This window comes from Pseudoalteromonas luteoviolacea (assembly GCF_018100925.1).
GTDB classification, from domain to species: domain Bacteria; phylum Pseudomonadota; class Gammaproteobacteria; order Enterobacterales; family Alteromonadaceae; genus Pseudoalteromonas; species Pseudoalteromonas obscura.
Genome location: NZ_JAGJEH010000007.1, coordinates 43035 through 65219, shown reverse-complemented (window position 1 = coordinate 65219; position 22185 = coordinate 43035). Strand labels below are relative to the sequence as shown.

Annotated in this window: 17 protein-coding genes; 13 read left to right on the top strand and 4 right to left on the bottom strand. The window is 41.1% G+C overall.

What is annotated here, in order from left to right; genetic code table 11:
- Positions 1-34 precede the first annotated feature (34 nt).
- Complete coding sequence (locus J8M00_RS15915) at positions 35-349, bottom strand: hypothetical protein (RefSeq protein WP_211011529.1); 315 nt, start codon at positions 347-349, stop codon at positions 35-37.
- Positions 350-1001: 652 nt separating this feature from the next.
- Here J8M00_RS15915 and J8M00_RS15910 point away from each other — a divergent pair.
- The 9 genes from J8M00_RS15910 to J8M00_RS15870 all read left to right on the top strand — a co-directional run bounded on the left by J8M00_RS15910 (position 1002) and on the right by J8M00_RS15870 (position 13915).
- Positions 1002-1241 (top strand): hypothetical protein, encoded by a 240-nt coding sequence (locus J8M00_RS15910; RefSeq protein WP_211011528.1) that lies wholly within the window; start codon positions 1002-1004, stop codon positions 1239-1241.
- Positions 1242-1613: 372 nt separating this feature from the next.
- Positions 1614-2360 carry a hypothetical protein gene (locus J8M00_RS15905; protein WP_211011527.1) on the top strand — a complete coding sequence of 249 codons (747 nt, stop codon included), beginning with the start codon at positions 1614-1616 and terminating at the stop codon, positions 2358-2360.
- A gap of 75 nt (positions 2361-2435) precedes the next feature.
- The gene (locus J8M00_RS15900; RefSeq protein ID WP_211011526.1) at positions 2436-3020 is read left to right on the top strand and encodes a GNAT family N-acetyltransferase; all 585 of its coding nucleotides are present in this window, start codon (positions 2436-2438) and stop codon (positions 3018-3020) included.
- Positions 3021-3429: 409 nt separating this feature from the next.
- A complete protein-coding gene (locus J8M00_RS15895) occupies positions 3430-3840 on the top strand; it encodes a YjfI family protein (RefSeq protein ID WP_211011525.1) in 411 nt (136 codons plus the stop codon).
- Between the two features lie 15 nt (positions 3841-3855).
- Positions 3856-4548, top strand: coding sequence for a PspA/IM30 family protein (locus J8M00_RS15890; protein ID WP_211011524.1), 693 nt, complete (start codon positions 3856-3858; stop codon positions 4546-4548).
- Between the two features lie 5 nt (positions 4549-4553).
- Positions 4554-4877, top strand: a complete 324-nt coding sequence (locus J8M00_RS15885; RefSeq protein ID WP_211011523.1) for a hypothetical protein — start codon at positions 4554-4556, stop codon at positions 4875-4877.
- A 56-nt stretch (positions 4878-4933) separates the two neighbouring features.
- Positions 4934-5542, top strand: a complete 609-nt coding sequence (locus J8M00_RS15880; protein WP_211011522.1) for a DUF1449 domain-containing protein — start codon at positions 4934-4936, stop codon at positions 5540-5542.
- Between the two features lie 147 nt (positions 5543-5689).
- Positions 5690-7789, top strand: a complete 2100-nt coding sequence (locus J8M00_RS15875; protein WP_211011521.1) for an SPFH domain-containing protein — start codon at positions 5690-5692, stop codon at positions 7787-7789.
- 93 nt (positions 7790-7882) lie between these two features.
- Complete coding sequence (locus tag J8M00_RS15870; RefSeq protein WP_211011520.1) at positions 7883-13915, top strand: DNA repair ATPase; 6033 nt, start codon at positions 7883-7885, stop codon at positions 13913-13915.
- A gap of 422 nt (positions 13916-14337) precedes the next feature.
- Here J8M00_RS15870 and J8M00_RS15865 read toward each other — a convergent pair whose 3' ends face one another.
- A complete protein-coding gene (locus tag J8M00_RS15865; RefSeq protein WP_211011519.1) occupies positions 14338-14511 on the bottom strand; it encodes a hypothetical protein in 174 nt (57 codons plus the stop codon).
- A gap of 408 nt (positions 14512-14919) precedes the next feature.
- On the opposite strand from J8M00_RS15865, the gene J8M00_RS15860 reads away from it, so the two are divergent.
- A complete protein-coding gene (locus tag J8M00_RS15860; protein ID WP_211011518.1) occupies positions 14920-18099 on the top strand; it encodes a methyl-accepting chemotaxis protein in 3180 nt (1059 codons plus the stop codon).
- A gap of 199 nt (positions 18100-18298) precedes the next feature.
- Here the strand turns inward: J8M00_RS15860 and J8M00_RS15855 are convergent, their stop codons facing one another.
- Together J8M00_RS15855 and J8M00_RS15850 are read right to left on the bottom strand one after the other, a co-directional pair.
- The gene (locus J8M00_RS15855; RefSeq protein WP_211011517.1) at positions 18299-19264 is read right to left on the bottom strand and encodes an MBL fold metallo-hydrolase; all 966 of its coding nucleotides are present in this window, start codon (positions 19262-19264) and stop codon (positions 18299-18301) included.
- A gap of 47 nt (positions 19265-19311) precedes the next feature.
- Positions 19312-19794: a MarR family winged helix-turn-helix transcriptional regulator gene (locus tag J8M00_RS15850; RefSeq protein WP_211011516.1), complete on the bottom strand. Its 483-nt coding sequence runs from the start codon at positions 19792-19794 to the stop codon at positions 19312-19314.
- 283 nt (positions 19795-20077) lie between these two features.
- Here J8M00_RS15850 and J8M00_RS15845 point away from each other — a divergent pair, with 283 nt between their 5' ends.
- From J8M00_RS15845 to J8M00_RS15835, 3 genes are all read left to right on the top strand, one after another.
- Positions 20078-20557 carry a DoxX family protein gene (locus J8M00_RS15845; protein WP_211011515.1) on the top strand — a complete coding sequence of 160 codons (480 nt, stop codon included), beginning with the start codon at positions 20078-20080 and terminating at the stop codon, positions 20555-20557.
- A gap of 177 nt (positions 20558-20734) precedes the next feature.
- Positions 20735-21034 carry a DUF3088 family protein gene (locus J8M00_RS15840; RefSeq protein WP_211011514.1) on the top strand — a complete coding sequence of 100 codons (300 nt, stop codon included), beginning with the start codon at positions 20735-20737 and terminating at the stop codon, positions 21032-21034.
- A gap of 134 nt (positions 21035-21168) precedes the next feature.
- Positions 21169-21882, top strand: coding sequence for an SAM-dependent methyltransferase (locus J8M00_RS15835; protein WP_211011513.1), 714 nt, complete (start codon positions 21169-21171; stop codon positions 21880-21882).
- Positions 21883-22185: the final 303 nt, after the last annotated feature.

Sequence of the window (22185 nt, the reverse complement as noted above, 5' to 3'; positions counted from 1 at the left end):
GGTCAGAGGTATAACTGACCTTAACTTCTATCGTTTAGTTATTATTTATATAGCAAATCACTAATTCGTCTTTAGGGTTATCTCTTGTGTCTTCCACCAAATATTTTGCTTCAATGCTATTTTGGCATCTACACATATCATAGTGACTGGTTAGATAAGGGCGGCCATATTCATCTTTGTCTGTTTTTGTGATGCTACAAGTTGGCTCTCTCCAGCGGTCATCCCAACCACTTTTACCAAAAGCAACAATTTTAATCTTATTTGATAATAGTTTAGCGTTTAAGTCTTCACTATTTGCTGAGGCGTTAAATGCACACAATGCCATTAGGCAGGTAATTAGTTTTTTCATTATTCATCCTTAATAGTTTGTTATATAGAGCTTGTGCTCTATTGGTGGGGTATTCTATTCTCAAAGAATGTGTTGGCAAGCTTTTTTTTATTTGTTAGACGGGTTTTACTCGACAAATACTAATTGTGTTTATAACTGAGGTTCACTAAATGTGATTGATCTGAATTAAAATTGGCAGGGAGTTAAAAATAGAAGCCTACGAGAAGTTTTTGGCCTAGGGGGAGAGTAAATGCTCTATGTTTTGTGCCTGATAGATTTGTGGAGTTGTGGTAGCGCAGTGAGCGTTTGGCGTAAAAGCTAGGTTATGTCTAGGAAAAATGGTTACTCATGAGTGAGGCCACTCTTTGCGGTTAAAAGGACATATATATGGCACGCCGAGCGATGAAGGTACATGTCGTCAACTACACTAATAAAATTTAAATTGTGTTCAAAAACAGAAGCTTAAAAAGTCTTATGCATTATAGACGTAGATAGGAAAGACCAAAAAATGTTTGCTATAAGCCAGCGTACGCCCGTGATGAATTAGTTATGTAATTTGTCTAGGCTAGATGAGTAGACTAAATTGTTCGCACGTGTAATACTTTGTAATAGTTGAGCTACAAGGACTTTTATATAGTTATTAGTGTTAAATAACTTGCAATAAAGATGTGCTATGGACCATAAATTGATCGAACAAATTGAATACGAAGAACGCGACAACGAGGCGCGCAAGTATACCGAATCAAAAAAGCACTTTATCAATGCGACTTTGCTTTTGGATGAAGATGTTTCATCTGTAGAAGATCGGACTAGGCTTTTAACTCAATTAAATTTGTATCGCCATTCTGCTTCTATCGAGATAGAAGAGGTCGCGGAGGGCGTATTTAATATGCGTTTTGCTTTACTAAACTGAGTGAAGCATTCAGCTGTTTGAGTGTATAGTTTAAGTTGCGAATAAAAGGTAATGGATAAGGTTATATTGCTTTGATTGAGGTATAACGAAATACACTGTGCGCTATCCTTCCTTGAACTAAGTTTAGAAGCTGGTTAAGTATACTAAAATGTAAATTGATTATTTACATTTTAGGTGTTTGGCTTTAGATTAATACTTAAACAATAACAATTAAAAATACATCCAGCAGCTATCATATTCAAATTGTTAAATAACTGTGATATCAGTGCGAAGCTTCTGTAACGCCAATATCACCGCTCTGATGTGGAAAGTTTTGTCGATTATTATCGAGTTGAATATTGAAGACGGCGGCTGCATGAGTAGGGAATTACGATGCAAGATGGTCAATACAGTATTTACTATAAAGATAAACTAGACGCGTCATGCGGTAAGCCTAGAGCTGACGTTGAGGCTAGCTATATTATACATATCAAGCAATTAGAATCTGGTTATTTACAGGTAGCATTTGTGGAGGGCTTTGAGCAGTTCATCATTGCCAGCTGTTTCCCTACTATTGAAATTCCATCACTGCCAATTCAAAATGATGAAAAAGTTGAATTTACGGTTATAAATGATGCCCAATACGGCATGTGTTTATCGCAAAATAGCCTGCCAGACAAAGATCTGCTACATATCTTGGACGTCGCTTCTAAAGCCGGTGCGTGTTCAACTGAGAGTGTGTTCCAGTTGATACAGACACACATCGTCAGAGACCTCTCAATCATTCTTTTAAAAGAACTAGAAAATAAGCACGAACTTGGAGAAGGTGAGGTGGTATTGGAGAAAAATTTAAATCGAGTGAAGCTGTGCAAGCGAGAGTTGAACAGCTTAGCTGTTAGAGTATCGACATTAGACATGAAGCGGATACTAGACGACGCTTCAGGTGATCAATTTGATTCATTGCTAGCAGATCAATGGTCAGCAATAGGAAGCGAAACAAGCTATCAAAATACAGGAGCTCATTTTACCTGCCATGAATTGAATGAACAGGGCGAATTAAGCTGCTATGAGCAGGTTTATCGCACTTGGACACCATCTCAAGAAAAGCAAATTACGAGAAAAATCATAAAAATTGACTGAGTAAACATCTTCACTTTTTATTTTTTGAAGTTCCTTTACAATTCTCCTTAACTTATTGAGTCAAGGAGATAAAAAATGTGGTTATCAAGTGGAACAATAGAAGGAGAGATTGTATTACTAGAGCCTATCGCACGTTCACACTGTGAAGATCTAATTGCTGCAGTTAATGATGGACAAAATTGGCGGCTTTGGTATGCGTCGGTTCCTTCTCCTGAAGACATGTATTCTTATGTTGATAAAGCGCTAGCCAATATGGAACATGGTGAAATGGCCTACGTAGTCAAAACCAAAAGTGACAATAAAATAGTGGGCACTACTCGATTCTATGATGTCAAAGAAAACCATAAACGGGCGTCTATCGGCTATACGTGGTACTCGAATTCAGTCAGAAGAACAGCAGTTAATACAGAATGTAAATACTTACTAATGTCTCACCTTTTTGATGCACGTGATGCGATGTCATTAGAATTTAAAACCCACTTTTTCAATCAGGCTTCTCGCACCGCCATAGAAAGGCTGGGCGCAAAACTAGATGGTGTACTAAGAAGTCATCAAATTATGCCTGATGGTTCAATTCGAGACACCGCAGTGTATTCAATACTTGCGCACGAATGGCCAGCGGTCAAAAATAATCTGCTGGCAAAATTAGAAAAATACTAATCTGATATGAGCAGTTAGTCGCTCATGTCGATTAACTGCAAAGCGAGATATTTGTTTAGTCGGTGCTTCTGCGTTCTACACCTCCCCACCTTTACTATTTTACTCTCAATTTCTAGCCGCAGCTATGCAATGAAAAATGAGCCGAATGGACAATGTCATAGTGGCTGACAGGCAAAATAATCTAGTCAATTTGAGGTGGTTGTAAAGTGTTGCATATATTCACTTTTGCAATACTAAAGGGCTTTTTCTCGGGGGAGTTGAGTGCTAAATGAGCAAATAAACTTGCGTTTTTATCAAAAATGCTATTGACATAATATGTCATGGCGTGCAAATCTAAGTACGTAACTCATACAAACAGGCAGGCTTTATCTACTAGATAAATGCCAATTTGACATAAGGAATCTGTTACATGGAATTAAATGAGCTTTCAATTAAACTCTCACAATATGAAACTGAAGGTGCCAGTTTTGAGTCGTTTTTTATCAACAATGTTGGACAAGAAGTCCTACAAGTAATCGTTGATGGAAACGATGAGCTTCCTATTTTTGTAACACGCACAGAAGAGCAGGTACTGTGTATTTGTTACTTGTTTACAGAGCAAGAAATAAATGCCGACAAACACGCAGAGCTAAACGATACGCTATTACGTTTGAATGTCCCCATGCCCTTAAGTGCATTCGCTAAGATTGACAATAAATACGCAATTTTTGGTGCGCTTTCTACCAGTTCTACCCTAGAACAATTAGGCCATGAAATTGTCACCTTATCTGCCAATTCAATTGATGCTTTGGACGCGATAAGTGATTATTTGACTGAATAACAAGGAGTATTAATTATGAGTATATTAAAGAAGTTGTTTACTGCGGTAAAAGGCGGTGTGAATGAGGTGGGTGAAGGTATTGTAGATGCGAATGCTATTCGAATTTTTGAACAGGAAATCAGAGATGCTCAGAATGCATTGAGTGAGGCCAAACGTAGCCTTACAGAAGTGATGGCCAAAGAAATACAAACCTCTCGTGCTATCAAGGCGTTAGAGGATGATATCGACAAGCATGAAACCTATGCAACGCAGGCACTGGATAAAGACGAAGAGTCACTCGCACTTGAAATCGCAGGGAAAATTGCCGAGTTTGAGCAAGAAAAATCAGAGCAGCAGCAAATACTTAGTACATTTACTGCTAACGTCTCAAAGTTAAAAGAGCAAATTAAACAAGCAGAAAAAACCATCGTTGAAAACCAGCGTCAATTGAGCATGGTCAAAACAACAGAAAGTGTGCAAAAAGCAACGATGGCAGTCAACGACACAATGACCTCTGGTGACTCAGCAATGGCTTCGGCAAAACAGTCATTGGAGCGCATAAAACAGCGTCAAATGGACAGGCAAGATCAGCTAGATGCTGCGCAGCAACTCGCTGATGAGAGTAACGATAAATCTCTTCACGACAAGATGCGTGAAGCGGGTATCGGTGAAGATGCTAGCAAAGGCGCTGATATCCTTGCCCGAATTCGCGCAAAACAAAATAAGTAACACGGATGAGTGATAATAAACATACTTGGCAAAAGCAAGAAAAAGCAGTTCGAGCAACGCAACTTGCTTTTGACCTCAGCTCTGAAGTGCAAAAGTTTATTAAAAAAAGTGCAATTGATGAAGAGCTCACACCGTCTGACATGATAAGGCGGATTTTAGGGTTGGAAGTTAAATCAAAAAAGACCCGTCAGAGGTTAAGTTTTAACCTAAGTGATGAAGAAATTGCACTTTTAGCACAACGGTTTGAGATCCCTGATGCTGACAAGCGTGTAGTAAAGCAAAAAGTCGCCGACTTACTGATTCAACACGTGAAGGATGCCAGTGGTTAAACCTTAAAGCGTATTTGCAGTTGCATGGCCCTTAATGCATAGGAATATTTAATATTATGGACTTTCTCAATACTATTTTTACTTTCCCAACAGTGGTTTTCACCACTTTGTTACTCATCGTCATAGGCTTTTGGCTAATCGCACTGCTTGGATTTGCAGACATTGATATGTTGGAAGGAGATGTTGAGATAGAGGCTGATGGTGGCGGTGACTCCATTATGCAAATGGGCTTTGGTGGTGTACCGCTGACCATATCAATTAGCTTAGTTGTACTGCTTAGTTGGATAGCAAGTTTTTATGCGCATCAACTGTTTGCATACGCTCTTGGCGATGGAGTTATGTTCTACCTATTAGGTGGTGCGATGATGCTGGGGTGTTTTGTTGTATCGATCCCGTTAACAGCCATGTTAGTTAGGCCTTTAAGACGTTTTTTTGACAGCAAAGAAACCGCCTCTAAGAATGACTTTATCGGTTTGGAGTGTGTGATCGCGACAAGTAAAGTAAGTCCCCATTTTGGGCAAGCAAAAGTACAATTTCAAGGAACAGAGCAGCTAATAGAAGTGCGTTCAGAGGAAGAAGGCATGTTTTCCTTAGGTGATACAGGTTTATTAATAGAGCATGATGTAGCTAAAAATAGCTACCTCATTGTAGAGAAACCTTGGTAATACCCCCTCATTAACACAATACATCATTAACACATAAACAACTGCCAAAATAACTTAGTTTTATATGGCACAAAACTGCTGTGGCAGCTCTACTGGAAAACAACATTAAGCCATGGCTTGGAATAATCATATTAGTTAGGAACACACATGGAATTTTTAGATAATCTCGGACCTATTTTAACAATCGTTGGCGTATCTATCGGAGTTATATTTGCGATTATTTTAATCATCGGTAAGTTTTATCGAAAAGTGGATCAAGGGCATGCGCTCATAATTAACAAAATGAAGAATGAGCCGGACGTAACCACAACAGGTGGGATCGTTTACCCTGTCATTCATAAAATGGAAGTCATGGATATCTCAACCAAGCGCATGGTTTTAGAGCGCAGGGAAAACAGCGGCCTTATCTGTAAGGATAATATTCGTGCTGATATCGCCATTACATTTTATATTCGTGTAAATGAAAACAAGCAGGACATCTTGCGCGTTGCCAAACAAGTTGGCTGTGCCCGCGCCTCTCAACCTGAAACACTACAAGAGCTATTTGAAGCTAAGTTCTCGGAAGCCCTTAAAACTGTTGGTAAACAAATGAATTTTGAAGAACTGTTTACCCATCGCAACCAGTTTAGAGATGCAATTAAAGAAGTGATTGGTCAGGATTTATCCGGCTATACGCTCGAAGATGTGGCGATTGACTATCTTGAGCAAACATCAATTCACAAGCTAGATGAAAACAACATTTTGGATGCCGAAGGGATTCGACGTATTACGGAGAAAACCGCCGAGCAAAATGTGCAGACGAACCAGCTCAAGTGTGATGAGCAAGCGCAAATTGAAATCCAAAATCAAGCAGCACTTGAAAAGTCTCTAGAGATTGAGCGCCAAAAAGAAGATGCCAAAGCGAAGCAACAACGAGAAATCGAAACTGTGCGTGCCAGAGAAGCCGCAGAAGCTGAACGCGTAAAACAAGAAGAGCGTATGAAGGCAGAAGATGCACGCTTAAAAGCGGATGAAGCCATTGAAATTGCAGAGCAAAATAAACAGCGTGAAATAGACATTGCGGAGCAAAACCGCCTGCGCGTGCTCGCCATTGAAGAAGAAAAAGTATCGCGCTCTCGTGAAATTGAAGTGATTGAACGCGAGAAAGAAACAGAAATCATGCGTATCAATAAAGAAAAAGCCTTGGAAGTTGAACGCAAAGAAATCGCAGAAGTACAGCGAGATCGCGTTGCGGTAGAAAAAACCGTTGCCGAAGAGCAGGAGCGCATCAAAGATGTGCAAACACTCGCCGCCGCTGAACGTGAAAAAGAAGCGATTGTGATCAAGGCCAAAGCGGAAGCAGAAGAAGCGTTGGTGAAGGATATTGAAGCAGCTAAAGCACAGGAGCAAGCGTCAGAATTTAAAGCGCGCGAGCTAGAAAAAATGGCTGAAGCCGAGCTGCGTATAGCAAATCAAACCGCGGAGTCGAAAAAGGTATTAGCCGAAGCTGAGCGCGCTGAAAAAGCAGCAGCTGGCCTTGCTGAAGCGGAAGTGATCAAAGCCAAAGCGCAAGCGAATGCGCAACAGGGTGAAACAGAAGCGCAAGTACTACAGCAAAAACTGGCAGCTGAAGCGCAAGGTAAACGTGATATCGGATTTGCTGAGGCAGAAGTGCAATCTGCGATGGCCGAGGCAATTGAAAAGCAAGGGGAAGCAGAAGCATCGACACTTGAGCGTCGTATGTCAGCTGAAGCAAAAGGTCTTGAAGAAAAGCTTGAAGCACTCAATGCGATGGACCAATCAGCAAGAGATTACGAAAGCTTTACGCTTCAACTTAATCAGCAAAAAGAACTTACGCTGGCCAAGCTGGATACTGAAAAAGACATTGCGGCTCATCAATCAGAAATCCTGTCTAAGACGCTGGGTAATGCAGATATCAACATCATGGGTGGCGATGGCCAGTTCTTTAATCAATTTATGAAAGCGATCACGCTCGGAAAATCTATTGATGGTTTAGTGGGAGAAAGTGATACGGTTCAAACTTTATTTAAAGATCACTTAAATGGTGACAGAAATATCATGGATGACCTTAAAGGGGTTTTAAGTGGTGCAAACGCATCGTCAGAGACCATGAAAAACGTAGCTATGAGCAAATTTTTCAGTCAGTTAGGTAATAGTAGTGATGCTGAGAAGCAGCAGCTTTTGAACTTGTTAGGCAGTACGCTTAACGGCAATGCAAAACAAGTTGAGTCAAACGAGCAAAGCTAACAGCGCTATTACAAGACTATGAATGCACGTTTATTGGGCGTGCATTCAGCATACCTTTCTATTTACCCTCCATGAACCACAGGACAGTAGACTATGGCGGACTCTGAAAATAATGTCGCACTAGAGCAGGGATCATATGATCTGATCAAGCGTCGTTTGAGCAACTCTGGTGCTCAGTTACGTAAAGACATCGACTCACTAAATCAAAACCGAATTGAGACCTTTGGCAGTACTGAAATAAAAGTCAAAGGGCGCGCCAGGGTAAGAACCGAGCATAATTGCATACCACGAGATATTGTACTTATCGGCGACAAACTGATATTTGCCTACAATGTGTTTTTAGGACTGAAGAAAAACACACAGGTAGGTGATGTATTTACTGTACAAAAGCTCGTAAACCAAGATGATCATTACGAAGTAGAACCTTACCCAAACGAAACGAAATTCTTAACCAATGAGCGGTTCTTAAGAGATTTTGACGAACTCTATACCTATTACAAAGCATCAAAGCTGCAACATTTATTTCAACAAAACGGCAAGCTCTACGCGCTGTTTCAAATCGGTGATAAACTGTCCGACGTTCGTGTGTTTCGGTGGGAAATAGCGCCAGACAATACTCTAGATTACATTGATAATCGTGGTGAGCGCGATTTAAATCACGACCAAGATTATGACTTTGAATGGATTAAAACTGACCGTAGTGACCATGTAGAGGGACGCCATCCCCACGTTAATATTCTCGACAAAGTATTTGTAGAGACAGTTGGTGGCGATCTGACTATTAAAGTTGAAAATAACACCGAAAGTGGCGAAGGGATATATGCTGAACCTGTCGATGACAAAAACCAGTCCTTGGCGGATTGCAATGTTGAATATGCCCAACTGGGTGAAATTATCTTACTTAAGGTGCTACCTTATCGCGAAAAGATATGGCGCTACTTTATTTTCAACTGCGTGACGGAAAACGTGGTCCGCCAAGATGCAATTTCGAATGCATGTGTTCAACTACCAGATGATCACGGTATCATTTTCCCTGGCGGTTACTATTTACAATCAGGGCAAACTCGCTCCTTTGAAGACCACATTGACAACCTTGAATTCCACAAACAAATTAAATCCCCCAATGGTGAAGATGTTTTATACGTCTTTTACGAGCCAAGTGAAGGGCGCTATGCGCTATTTGCTTATAACCTGATCGATAAGAATCTCCAAAACCCAATTTATTGTCATGGATATGGGGTATACAACGATGGACTCACCATCACCTTTAAAGCTGAAAAAGAAGAAGCTCAGCGAGTCCATCCAATTCAAGTGTGGGAAAGTCCTTTTTGCTCCGCAGAATTTGCAGCGAATGCACCAACACCAACGAGTATGTTGGGGAAAATTGGCAATCCAGATCTGGTACGTGGTATTTCTGATTTATACAGTGTTTGCAAAGCGATTAATGAGCAAAATCCAAATGTTTCACATTATGAAAGTCTTATATCGTTAACCCGCAGCATTCTAGATCGCTATCACTGGCTTACTGAGCCGGATTTTTCACCCCTTAATGCTCAGTTACACGAAATATTTGAAACTTCTGAGCAAGTGCTAGATGAATTTGAAAAAGTCAGCCAAATTCAGGAAACTGCGAAAAAAGCCCTATTGGATATTAACGCTGAATTTAAGTCGACAACCAAAGATATTCGACCGGACGCTTTTAAACTCGCAACCGAGTTTGTTACAGGCTTGGAGTCCCTCAAGCTTTTAAAAGGTAAAATCATCAGCCTTGAAGAAGTGAAGTATATTGATGTTGGAGGGCTCACTACATTACAAACGGAGCTAGATAAGCTGTTTATAAACCTGAGTCAAGCAACAGCACATTTTTTGCAACAAGACTCTGCCTTAGCGCCTTATCAAAGCAAATTAAGTGAGTTGACAGCGCTGAGTGAAAAAAGCGAAAGCGTTAGTGAACTAATTGGCTTTTTGAAAGAGCTGGATGCACTTGGTAGTGAACTGGACTTGCTCAATCATACGATGCTTGATCTGGAAATTGACGATAGTCGGATCAGAACGCAAATTCTTGAAGATGTCAGTGGCGTGTATGGTTTGGTCAATCGAGCTAAAGCCAGCATTGAAATTCGACGTAAAAGTTTGGGCAGTGTTGAAGCAAAAGCGGAATTTGCGGCGCGCTTCAAGCTCTTTAGCCAAAGTATCACCAGCAGTTTAAACAATGCTCGTACACCAGAGCAATGCGATGAACAGCTATCAAGGTTACTTATTCAACTTGAAGAGCTGGAATCTCAGTTTAGCGAGTATGACGAGTACCTTGCGGAGATCATGGCCAAACGCGATGATGTATATGAAAGTTTTGAGGCGCATAAGCAGCAGCTGATAGAGGAGAGGCAGCGCAGAGCACTCAATTTAGCCAATGCCGCAGAACGCATTTTACAAGGTGTGACTAGGCGTTCGCAAAACTTCTCCGAGATAGATGAAATCAACAGCTATTTTGCGTCAGATCCGATGATAAGTAAGCTGCGAGGGCTGACCCAAGAACTAAAAGAGCTCGGAGATGAGATCAAGGCGGATGATATTCAAGCAAAGCTAAAAGCTTGCAAAGATCAAGGAATCCGCTCACTGCGAGACAAACAGGATATATATAGCGATGGTGGCAATTCGGTCAGAATCGGCAAACACAACTTTGGTGTCAACAAGCAACTGTTAGATCTCACTTTGCTACCTCGTGATGAGGACCTCATGTTTCACCTCACCGGTACTGAGTACTTTGAGCCCGTCCAAGAGCAAAGTATTCGTGACACGCTTTTGTCATATCGACCTTATTGGCAGCAGAATTTAATTTCTGAAAATACCGATATTTACCGTGGTGAATTCTTAGCTGCACAGGTGTTGAGTGCGGCAAATGACCCGTTAAATGCTCTGACGCATAGCCAGCTTGAACAAGCGATTGCCGACGATACATTGCTCTTATTGGTGCAAAAGTTTGCTGAACCGAGATACCAAGAGGGCTATGAAAAAGGCATTCATGATCATGATGCAGCCTTAATACTACAGAATTTACTGGCTCAAAAGCAGGCACTTGGTTTATTGATTTACCCAACGTCAGCGCGTGTTGTTGCGCAATTATTTGCAAGCCAATGCGATACTCGAACCTTAGTACAGTGGTCCGAGCAAGCTAAGCAAGCGCAATTAATGGAAACAGTATTGGGAGATACGCGCTTCAAGGCCCAATTAGCAGGGCAATTAAGTGATGAAATAACAGGGTTTGCGCAATCTAGTTTAAGTCGCTATTTGCCATATGTATCAGCTTTATCGGGACAACTGAGTGCAGAGTATTTGATTAAAGAACTGGCGCAAAGCAAAAAAGAGCTCAGCTTTGTGATGTCTAGCAAAGTTAAAAAAGTTGCTGAGCAGTTCAATAGTATGGCGAGAAGCAAAGGTTTTTCGGCGTCTTTGCAAGATACGCTAGGGGCCCTTGAACATCTACAAGACAAAGCCATTATGATGGCAAGCTGGTTGAATGCTTATGGGCAGCAGCAAAGTGATGAATACAGTGCGGAGTTACTGATTGAAACGGCAAACGTTGTATTATTACAGCAGTTAAAACAGACGCAATTTGAACCTCAAGATGTCACGGTTTCAAATCAGGTGACTGGATTGCTAGGCCAACATACCCGTATTAATGAGCAAACTTTAACGCTCGACTACGCTGAATTTATTGCTCGGACGCAGACGTATTTGTCTACGCATGTAAGTGGCTTTAGTCATTACCACGAGATCAAATCGGAGATCTTGGCCGAGCAAAAAGAGCGATTGCAATTGGATGAGTTTAAGCCTAAACCCTTGAGTTCCTTTGTTCGAAACCAGTTGATTGATAAAGTCTACTTTCCAATAATTGGTGACAACCTTGCAAAGCAAATAGGCGCGTCAGGCAATAATAAACGCACAGACTTAATGGGGATGTTATTGCTAATTTCTCCCCCAGGTTATGGTAAAACGACTTTAATTGAATATGTCGCAAATCGCTTGGGGCTAACCTTTGTGAAAGTGAATTGTCCGTCAATTGGCCATGATCAGGTGTCTTTAGATCCCGGGCAAGCAATGAATGCAACCGCTGCAAAAGAGATCGAAAAAATCAACCAGAGCTTTGAAATGGGCAACAACGTGATGTTGTATTTGGATGATATTCAACATACCAACCCAGAGTTTTTGCAAAAGTTTATTTCCCTTTGTGACGGGTCAAGGCGAATTGATGGGGTATGGAATGGCCGCAGTAAAACCTACGATCTAAGAGGCAAAAAATTTGCAGTTGTAATGGCCGGTAATCCATATACCGAATCAGGTGAGAGCTTTAAAATACCAGACATGTTGGCCAACCGTGCTGATATATACAATTTGGGTGATACCTTATCAGGGTGTGAGCAAGAGTTTGCGATGAGCTTCATTGAAAACGCCTTGACTTCCAATGCCGTGCTTGCGCCATTAGCCAATCGCAATATGCAAGACCTGTATAAATTGGTCCGCATTGCCGAGGGAGAAGATATCTCACTGAATGAACTTGAGCACAATTATTCTCAAGCTCAAGCAAATGAAATTATTTCCGTGTTGCAGAAGCTGATCCAGATCCGAAACACTGTATTAAAAGTGAATGCTCAATATATTGCGTCGGCTGCACAAGATGATGACTATCGTGTTGAGCCGCCATTTAAGTTACAAGGTAGCTATCGCAATATGAACAAAATGGCAGAGAAAGTTGTTGCGGCGATGAATGATGAGGAATTAGAAAACCTTATTCAAGATCATTACCGAGGCGAGGCGCAAACCCTAAGTAAAGGCAGTGAGGAAAACTTACTTAAACTGGCGCAACTTCGCAACACGCTTTGTGAGCAAGAAGCCAAACGTTGGCAGCAAATTTTAGATGACTATGCGCTGCTCAATAGAGCAAATGATGCAGGTAGCCCAGTTTTACTCGCGGTTGAGCAGCTAGGTGAGTTAAATGAGTCGTTAACCAGTATCGCGTCGAAACTAGACAAAGACCAGCTGAGCCACAATTACTCAGCGCTATTGGAGAAGTTAAATGGCGCAGTTGGTGAGCAAGATACAAAGGGCAGTCTGCAAGCGCTTGCAAAGGTGATTGAGCACAGTGCACAACAGTCACCGCTTACTTCGTCATTTGCACAACTTTCAGCACAGTTAGCAGAGCAACATCAGCAAAAGCTGGCGCAAATCGACATGCATAATGCGCGCGGTGCAGATACAAATGAAGCGCTAACAAGCAAAGTAAGCCAAGCCATAAGCCAATTAACCGAGTCATTAAATAAAGAGCATCTGCAAAGATCTGAACAGGCTCAGCTAGCTACTATAAATGCCGATAACTCGCTTAAATCTCAACAAGATTTGAAAGCTGCGTTATCAGAAGAGTTGCGGCAAGTTACTGAAGCTCTGAACCGCCAGCGTGATAGCCATATGCGCTCCACAGAGCACTGTACGCAACTACAGCTCGAAGCGATGTCAGATCAACGTACGGAGCTTACTAAACTGGCTTTAGAACTGGCCAACGTAAACACTGCGCTGGCTCAGCAAAACTCAACTCAAGAAGAGTTTGTAGTGCAACAAGCAACTAGGCAGCAGGCTTTGGCAGAAGGGCTTATACAGAAATTGACAGACTTAGCAGAGTCAGTTAAGGAGCAAAGTTCAGCAGAGCACAATAGTAAACAGTCAGCGCTGCTTGCAGATATTAACAGCGCCTTGAAAGCGATTGCAGAGAAGCCTGATACTGCTGGTGCACTTGCGGATCTGAATCTCAATATCCAGCAAGGGCAAAATAGCTTAGCTCATCAGTTGAGCACAGCGATTGAAGCAGGGCAGAGCCAAGTTATCGCTCAACTCAGTGCTAAAAATATTGCTGAGCAACATACAACTCCCAGTGAAGAGGTCGCACTCGCTTTGAGTGAGTTAGTAAGCAGCACTTTACCTGAATTGATGAAGCATGCTGAAAAATCGAGTGATATTGATCCAAACTTGGGTCGAAAAGTTGATGTTATTTTAGAGCGTCTGGCACGCATTGAAAGCCTGCCAGCAAAAGCTCAGGGGTCATCACAAAATAGCGATAATCCATATATGCTATAAACTTGTTTAATTACCAGTCCTTTTAAAAGCGATGCTATTAAGCATCGCTTTTAATTTATTCTAAATAGAGTTTCAAGGCTTAGATAGAATTCTTGAGGAGAAGTATTTCAGTTGGTACGGTGTTAGCTTTTTCTGTAAAACACATATAGCTTTCAATTTATATTGTCTATTTTTTAACAGCAGCACAAGCCCGCTTTGGGATACTATAAAATAACTATCCTGAGCAAAGTAGCTATTAAACATGACTTCATGTTGTTAGTTTTGTCTGTTTTATACACAGATGTTTTATATAGGGCGTTTACAATTAACGCCCTTTATTTTTCATTTGGACTTACTAGATTTCTCCAACCGCTTCACAGGTCACGACCCCTTTTCTGTATGCAGGTGGGTATGTAACTCTAAAGCATTGTGTGACGCGTACATTACGCACATTTGGGTAGCGACGTTTCAGATTGAGTATTGCCCCCCCCTCTTGCAGTGTCATAATTTAAATGCTCAGCTCCACCCCAAGCGCTTACTGTAGTAGCAGAATGTGCGGAATAACTAGTGATGGCAACAACCACACTTACAATCGTAGAAAGCATCATTTTTTTCATTTTTACTGTCCTTGTTTGTCTGTAATTTGTTCGATTTTAACTGTACTGCAACTGTGTCTAAGGCCAATATAGACCTTAGTATTTAACGAGTTTCATTTATCTCTACATTTGTGAACATGGTTTTTGAGATAAACATTACACAATTGCCATTATATTTTTTAAAAAATCGCATCAGATTTGAGGGGGTCAACAACTAAAAGGAGTGTAAGCGTGGGTTGTATAATAATGATAATTGATTGCTATATACGAATATGATGGTTGTTGACGCGGTAATCCGTTTATACGCAAGCCTAGCACTTTTTTAATACTCTGTTTTTACCTTGCATTGAAGCACTCGTAATTCCTAACTACACTCCTAAATACGCTCACATGGTTATATATTTTTTCAGATTGCATAGGGAATGATATATGCGTATTTTTAACAATCTAAAACTCCGCTGGAAGTTAATTTCAATTGCGTTAATCCCCTTAGTGTTTATGGTTGCACTCGCAATAGACAAAGTATTTGAAAGTCAGCAGCTTGAGCGGGAAAATGCCAAGCTACTACTGCTGACTCAATTATCTGTATTGGCCAATGAATTTGTCCATGAAATGCAAAAAGAGCGCGGAGCAACTGCTGGGTTTTTGGGAAGTAAAGGCGCTAAGTTCTCTGACGTGTTACCTAAGCAACGAGAAGACACAGACAAAGCAGCCAGTCGATTAGATAATTTTTTAATGGCGTTTGATGTAAATGAGTTTGGTAGGGAATTTGCTACTCAGCTAAACAGTGCGCTTACATTGAAAAAGCAACTAGGAAACATGCGTGAACAGATCAGCGGATTTTCTATATCGACAAGCGATGCCATTGGCTATTACACGCGATCCAATGGCGCTTTCTTATCAACAATCACTTTTTTGGCAAAATTGAGTACACAAAGTGAGATTGTGAATGCCGCGACCGCCTATCGCAACTTTTTAAACAGCAAAGAGCGAGCCGGTGTCGAGCGTGCGGTATTTACCGCTGTTTTTGCCGAAAATCAGTTTAAGCCAGGGCAGTATGAGAAGCTCAGAAACTTGATCACGGTCCAGGATACATATATGGAAGTGTTCTTAAGTCTGGCTTCGCAAGAGAACAAACGATTTTACCTCGCGACAATGGAGAATGAAGCCGTGACCGAAACGCAAAAGATGCGTGATGCGGCATTTGCAAAAGTGAATGAGGGTAATTTTGGCATAGATGCGGCTTATTGGTTTAAGATGCAAACAGCGAAGATAAATTTGTTGAAAACTGTTTCAGATAAGTTGTCTGGTAATCTTGCCACGCTGTCAAACAAATCATTGGAACAAGCGAGCCAAGATGTTTATTTTGCGGTTGTGCTTATGGTTGTTTCCCTATCGCTGACACTTGGTTTTGTATTTTTTGTGCTACAGCGCATCACATCCCCCATCAATAATGCGGTGAATATTGCTCAAGAGATTTCTAAAGGAAATTTAGAAAATAAAATCAATGCGGATACCAAAGATGAATCAGGTCAATTGCTAGAAGCGTTGGGTGGTATGCAGTCTAGCTTGCTTAAGTCGCGACAAGAGCTGCAACAAAGAATGGAGTTGGAGCGTACTCAAGCCGCTGAAAATAATCGACTGAAACAGGCATTAGATAATGTCTCTGCGAATGTGATGGTTGCCGATGAGCGAAATACCATTATTTACCAAAACAATGCCTCACAGGCCTTATTTACAGAAAGCCAAACTGCGATTGAAGAAACACTCACAGGCTTTAACGCGGAACATATTGTTGGGTCTGATGCGAGCAAACTGCATCCTTCTCCGGCGGCTTTGTCACAACAGTTGAGTAACTTGAGTCAAACTCACAGCGAAGAACTAAAACTGGGTAGAAAATCTTTGAAGTTAACGCTCAACCCTATAGTCAGCAAAGAGCAAATAAAGCTCGGGGTCGTGCTAGAGTGGCAAGATCTCACTCAGCAACGAGATGCCGAATCTCAGATCCAAAAAGTAATTAAAGCGGCAGCTAAAGGCGAGCTAAATACGCGTATTGATAGCGCTCATTTTGATGGGTTTATGAAAGTACTTGCCGAGGGGATTAATGAACTGCTAGAGGCAATAGTTGGTCCTTTGAAAAAAACCGCAGAAGCTGTGCACCTCATCTCCAAAGGTGATGTGCCCGCATTGATAAATGAGCAATATCAAGGAGATTTTGCGTTACTTAAAAACAATTTGAATACCTGCATTGAAGTTGTTGGTTTGATGATAAAAGATGTCAACGGCTTGGCGAATGCAGCTGTAGCTGGTGACTTAAAAAAACGAGTGGACCTGACTCAGCACAATGGAGACTTTCGAAAAATTGTTACTGGTGTCAACAATATGATGGATGCGATGGTCGGGCCATTGACGAAAGCGGCCAACGTCGTTGAAGCCATATCACGCGGAGATATTCCAGGGCATATTACTGAGCAATATAATGGCGACTTTGAATTGCTCAAGATAAACTTAAACACCTGTATTGATGCAGTAGGTCAATTGATTGATGATGCAAATTCGCTTGCTGACGCGGCGAGTAATGGTAATTTAGCAGCCAGAGCAGACACCTCAAAACATCAGGGCGACTTTCAACAGATTATTACAGGTGTGAATACTTTATTAGAGGCTGTTGTTGCCCCGATGGATGACTGCAAGTCGGTCATGACGCAGGTCGCAAAGGGGGATTTATCTCAGCAAATGGGCGACGTTTACGCTGGTGACTTTGCTTTACTAAGTCAGTCAATAAATACAAGCCTGAATAGGCTCTCTTCAGTTGTCGAACAAGTGATGGCTAGTGCAAATCAAACGGATAACTCTTCGAATGACTTGTCCAGTGCAGTGGTAAACTTAAGTCAAAGAACGGAGCAACAGGCGACAGCGCTAGAAAAAACGCGCTCTTTGATGGGAGAACTTACAGAGTCTGTGGTCAGTAGCGCCGACAAAGCACAAAATGCAAATCAACTCTCTGCTGATACCCAAGTACAGGCCGAAAGTGGCTTCAAAGTTGTTGGGGATGCTGTAGATAGTATGAATGAAATTAACCAAGCCAGTGAACGGATCACTGACATCATAGGCGTGATTGATGAAATTGCTTTCCAAACCAATTTATTAGCACTTAATGCCGCAGTAGAAGCTGCGAGGGCGGGTAAACAAGGTAAGGGGTTTGCCGTGGTTGCTGGGGAAGTAAGAGCCTTAGCGCAGCGTTCTGCAACAGCAGCCAAAGAAATAAAAGAATTGATCCGTGCCAATGTTGACAAAATATCTATAGGGACACAGTTAGTTAATCAGTCAGGTGATACACTGAGTAAAATTGTTAATGCGGCACAGAGCGCTAGTGAAATGATCGCTGAAATTGCAACTATTTCCGATCAGCAAAACAGCGCAATCAAGCAAGTTAATCAGGCGATTTTACAGATGGAAGAAATGACGCAGCAAAATGCAGCAATGGCGGAAGAAGCGTCTGCCACCGCTGTATCAATGTCTGAGCAGGCAGGAGACATGAAACGAAAACTCAGTGGCTTTACAACTAAAGGAAATGCAGCACACAATCTAATAGGCCACACGCTATGATTTGGGGTTGTATTTGCAACAGAGTGGGAATTTAGTTACCGCAGGTTGGTTTAATGTATTCTTGAAGCTGACATAATTATCAGCTAGATGCTGTTTTTGACTTAATAACGACGACAATCGCGATGTTAATAGCAAGCATTTTTTCAGCTCAATGTGAGGCTAGCGGTCTAGCCGCAGCCCTCACGATAAATTTTACACTTTAGGTACTAAACAACCGAATGAGATCGCTAAGTGTTCTTTGAAATAGGTTCATCGGCTTGATGATAAACCTATCAAAAATTAGCTCTTTGGGTGTGTTTTGAGCTTTCAGCACGCTGTTAAGTGCATAAAGGTGATTGGCATTTAGATCTAATGGGGCCTCATTAGGTTGGAAAGTAGAGCCAATTGGGTAATAGAGCTTTGGCTTGTTTTTCATTTCAATATGGGCACCTAATATTGCTTTTACTTCATGTTTTTTAGCAAATTTAGCAAGTTTATCAATACTTTTTTTATAGGATGCCCAATCTTTAATATAGATATAGCCTGGATACAAGGTGTCACCAGTGAGAAGCCATTTATTCTTGTCATCATATAAACTGATGCTTTCTTCTTGGTGGCCAGGCGTTGGAAGCACGGTTATCTGTCTATCGCCTAAGTCGATGGTTTTTTGGCCATTTGGCCAATCTTCAAATTGAAAAAATGTGTGCACTGCTTGCCTTGCTGGATTGACTAGAGTTACATTTTTCTGTCCTGAAAATGACCAGTCTCCTTGGTAATGGTCGCTGTGTCCATGGGAGTGGAGCACGAAAAGCTGTTTGCTTGATAGCTGTTTTTTACCCAACAGCTTTTCCAACTCTTGATATAGATTGTAGGAAGAGCTTTGATCAAGAGCACCTGTATCCACTACCAATACGGACTTCTTTCCTGCCAAAACGTAAATAAATGGAGCTTCGAAAGTTAAGCATTTATTTTGTCTGATTATAAAAGTACTTTCATCATGTTGATAAACATCATGAGGCGCTTGCGGTGAAAATGCGCAGTTTTTTGCGCCATGGTGCCAGTTTGGCTTACTTAGCACTGAACTGGTGAATAAATCATTGCTCATTGGTTTGGCATCGACAAAGTGTGCTCCATGTGTGGAACACCCGGTTATCAAGAAAAGTATAATAAATGCACAAGTTTTCATTTTTGCTCCCTATGACAGAGAATTGTGATTTTAGTAAGGCATCGCTTTCATCGGTTGTGTAATTCATTTAGGCGCTGCATAAGAGGTTTGTCTATCAATGCTTGCTCAGCTAAACGCACTTTTGCCACAATGTCGCATTCTATCTGTTGATTCAGTTCACTAAATACTTGCGACATGTTTTTTGTTAGAGGCTTTAATTTGACTGCCTCTTGTTTTCCCAGCTCCGTTAAGTGAATCATTTTTGCGCGTTTGTCTTGTGGGTTAGGCTTTCGGTAAATCAAATCGAGGCTTTCTAGTGTATTGATTCTTTGCGTTGCCATTTGATGTGTTACCTCTAATGCAGATGCTAGCTCTGCCACTGTCACACCATGATTTTGTTCAATAAAATAAATGCTTGAAATAGCTGTACTAGGAGTGGTGATCCCATAACTTTCAGTCACTTTAGCGCCCTGTTCGATTATTAGGTCTGATAGTCGCCGACAAAAGTGAGCCAAAAAAGCATTGTCCAAGTTGTCAAAATAAGAACTCATTAAAGTGCACTCTATTTATACAAGTACTTGTACAATAGCACTGAAATGAAACTATACAAGTACTTGTGTAGTTTGTTCGGGTATAAAGCAGATTGTGTATTAGATTTTACGCTCACGTAATTGCTTGAATAATGCACGAATGATTGAAATAGAAATAGTATTCTAGTTAAATAGTTAAATAGTTAATGTTAAAGAGCTGAGATGTGGCATGGGTGAGCAAGGTTAGTTTGCATACCGTGATAACGAAAACAGTCGCTAAGGAAAGGGATGTAAAAGGAATATTATGGTAACGCCTATTATTATTTTATTGTTGTTAATTGGCCCATTAGCAATCAGTTATTTATTTTCAAAGACTCAAAAGCAACCGCTTAATATTAGAAAGTTCGCCTGTTGGGGTTTAGGGTTGGCTTATCTGTTCTTTTTCATCGGACACTTTGTTAAAGCGCAAGGTATGGTTGAAATGCTACCACCCTGGGTACCTTTTCGGTTAACTTTGATTTATTTGACTGGTGTACTCGAATTGGCAATAGGGATTGCGTTATTTATTCCTAAACTTCAGCGTTTTGCAGCACGGTTGGCCGTGATTGTTTTTGTCGTTTTCTTTCCCGCCAATATTTATGCAGCCGTCAATGGTGTAGGCCTTGGTGGTCATCAATGGGGACCTATATATCTATTGATTAGGGGTCCTTTGCAAGTCATTTTAATTTCTTGGGCTTACTTCTTATGCATTAAACCAACCCAAGTTCAATGGAATAAAACATAGGGTCCTACGTTGATTGATTAGGCTGTGCTTACCAACTACCTGTTAATTAAATGAGCTTAAATTTATGCATGTGCTTTATGTTTTCTTTAGGCGCTTGAGGGAGCTGCGTGTTTTTATTACTGCTTGTTTTCAGTATAATTTTGTTTTATCAATATTGAGCAAGCTAGGAAGTATGTCATGAAACCAAAACTGTTTGTATTAAAGATGCCATTTGAAGATGGGCCAAATAAATCATGGATATGTTCGCATTGCGCCATGATAGAGGGCGCCTTGTTGGTGAATAAACACTGGGAATCGAAAGTAGACATGCATAGGCTCGATTTCCCAAAGCCTCGAAAGGTGCTCGTTGAGTTATTAGGTGAAGACAAACAGTGGCTACCAGTATTGGTGCTGCCGGATGGCGAGACCTTAACAGACCCCACTGAGATAATTAACTGCCTTGCAGAAAAATATGGCGGTGCGGCAGTACACCCATAACAATCTTATGAGCATTTGGCTAAAGCTTTGAGCTTAAATATCAATCACGGATAGATTCGATTGCATTATAGGTACAGTGTTCAGCTTAGCACGGTTGTTATATCTAGTTTGTAATTATAAAAGGAGTTGTTTCGATGGAGTATAATAGCCCACTAGGAAGTGCCAAAGAAAAACATTTAATATCCTTACTGCAATTACCAAAAGGCTCAAGTGTGTTAGAAATTGGGTGTGGTAATGGGCGTCTTCTACATAAAATCCTCGAAGCATATGAAAGTTGCGTTGTCGGCATAGATATAGATGCTACGTTGATCCAGAAGGCGAGTGCGTTCGCATCAAGTCGCTTCAACACTGACAGGTTTCAGTTTGTGTGTGATGATATTTCAAACGTGGAGGTATCAAATGGTAGTTACGACTTAATTGTATGTAACGGAGCCTCACACGCCTATGGTAATCTTTCTTGTGCACTCGGTACTATGGCTCGCTTTTTAAAACCCAATGGAAGGATGTTGTTGGGTGAGTGTTTTTGGATACAGCGACCAGACACAGCCTATTTAAACTTTTTGGGAGTACCCGAAAACTTCTATCTGTCGCACTTTACCACCGTTAAAGTGGCACAAGCGCATGGTTTTCAGGCTTTATATGCAACGACCAGCAGTGTAGAGGAGTGGGATAACTTTGAGTGGGGCCGAGTAATGCAAGCGCAAGCAGCCCTCAAAGATTGTCCAAATGATGCAGATATACAAGCAAAAATTGAACAGCTAAATACTTGGATGGATGCGTATCTTAGGTGGGGAAGAGAAACCTTGGGGTATGGATTTTATTTATTTGAAAAGAAAACCAAGTTTTAGCTCTGTCATTTATGGCTGTATTAAATAGCCACCGTTCGATAAATATAATGGCATATTCCCCTTAGTATATATCTTTAATCATATCGAGAAGGCGGCATTGTTCCAATCTCAAGTATGTTATCCATCTATTTTTCATTTGACTAACTTACGATGAATTGGCAGTCAGATTGTATATTAAACTAGTTTAGGAGGCTGCGAGAACGCAAAGGTGAAGTGTTTCTTAACACAAAAAAGTGGAGGAGTGATTGGTAAAAACGGCAAATGCTAAATTACCATTAATCAGCTAGAAGAACATTAGCTGGC

What these genes read in the sequence shown, in the direction of transcription:
- J8M00_RS15915 (WP_211011529.1), bottom strand. Translation starts at nt 349, where the DNA reads ATGAAAAAACTAATTACCTGCCTAATGGCATTGTGTGCATTTAACGCC.
- J8M00_RS15900 (WP_211011526.1), top strand. Translation starts at nt 2,436, where the DNA reads ATGTGGTTATCAAGTGGAACAATAGAAGGAGAGATTGTATTACTAGAG.
- J8M00_RS15865 (WP_211011519.1), bottom strand. Translation starts at nt 14,511, where the DNA reads ATGAAAAAAATGATGCTTTCTACGATTGTAAGTGTGGTTGTTGCCATC.
- J8M00_RS15840 (WP_211011514.1), top strand. Translation starts at nt 20,735, where the DNA reads ATGAAACCAAAACTGTTTGTATTAAAGATGCCATTTGAAGATGGGCCA.
- J8M00_RS15885 (WP_211011523.1), top strand. Translation starts at nt 4,554, where the DNA reads ATGAGTGATAATAAACATACTTGGCAAAAGCAAGAAAAAGCAGTTCGA.
- J8M00_RS15835 (WP_211011513.1), top strand. Translation starts at nt 21,169, where the DNA reads ATGGAGTATAATAGCCCACTAGGAAGTGCCAAAGAAAAACATTTAATA.
- J8M00_RS15850 (WP_211011516.1), bottom strand. Translation starts at nt 19,794, where the DNA reads ATGAGTTCTTATTTTGACAACTTGGACAATGCTTTTTTGGCTCACTTT.
- J8M00_RS15895 (WP_211011525.1), top strand. Translation starts at nt 3,430, where the DNA reads ATGGAATTAAATGAGCTTTCAATTAAACTCTCACAATATGAAACTGAA.
- J8M00_RS15875 (WP_211011521.1), top strand. Translation starts at nt 5,690, where the DNA reads ATGGAATTTTTAGATAATCTCGGACCTATTTTAACAATCGTTGGCGTA.
- J8M00_RS15860 (WP_211011518.1), top strand. Translation starts at nt 14,920, where the DNA reads ATGCGTATTTTTAACAATCTAAAACTCCGCTGGAAGTTAATTTCAATT.
- J8M00_RS15870 (WP_211011520.1), top strand. Translation starts at nt 7,883, where the DNA reads ATGGCGGACTCTGAAAATAATGTCGCACTAGAGCAGGGATCATATGAT.
- J8M00_RS15910 (WP_211011528.1), top strand. Translation starts at nt 1,002, where the DNA reads ATGGACCATAAATTGATCGAACAAATTGAATACGAAGAACGCGACAAC.
- J8M00_RS15845 (WP_211011515.1), top strand. Translation starts at nt 20,078, where the DNA reads ATGGTAACGCCTATTATTATTTTATTGTTGTTAATTGGCCCATTAGCA.
- J8M00_RS15905 (WP_211011527.1), top strand. Translation starts at nt 1,614, where the DNA reads ATGCAAGATGGTCAATACAGTATTTACTATAAAGATAAACTAGACGCG.
- J8M00_RS15855 (WP_211011517.1), bottom strand. Translation starts at nt 19,264, where the DNA reads ATGAAAACTTGTGCATTTATTATACTTTTCTTGATAACCGGGTGTTCC.
- J8M00_RS15890 (WP_211011524.1), top strand. Translation starts at nt 3,856, where the DNA reads ATGAGTATATTAAAGAAGTTGTTTACTGCGGTAAAAGGCGGTGTGAAT.
- J8M00_RS15880 (WP_211011522.1), top strand. Translation starts at nt 4,934, where the DNA reads ATGGACTTTCTCAATACTATTTTTACTTTCCCAACAGTGGTTTTCACC.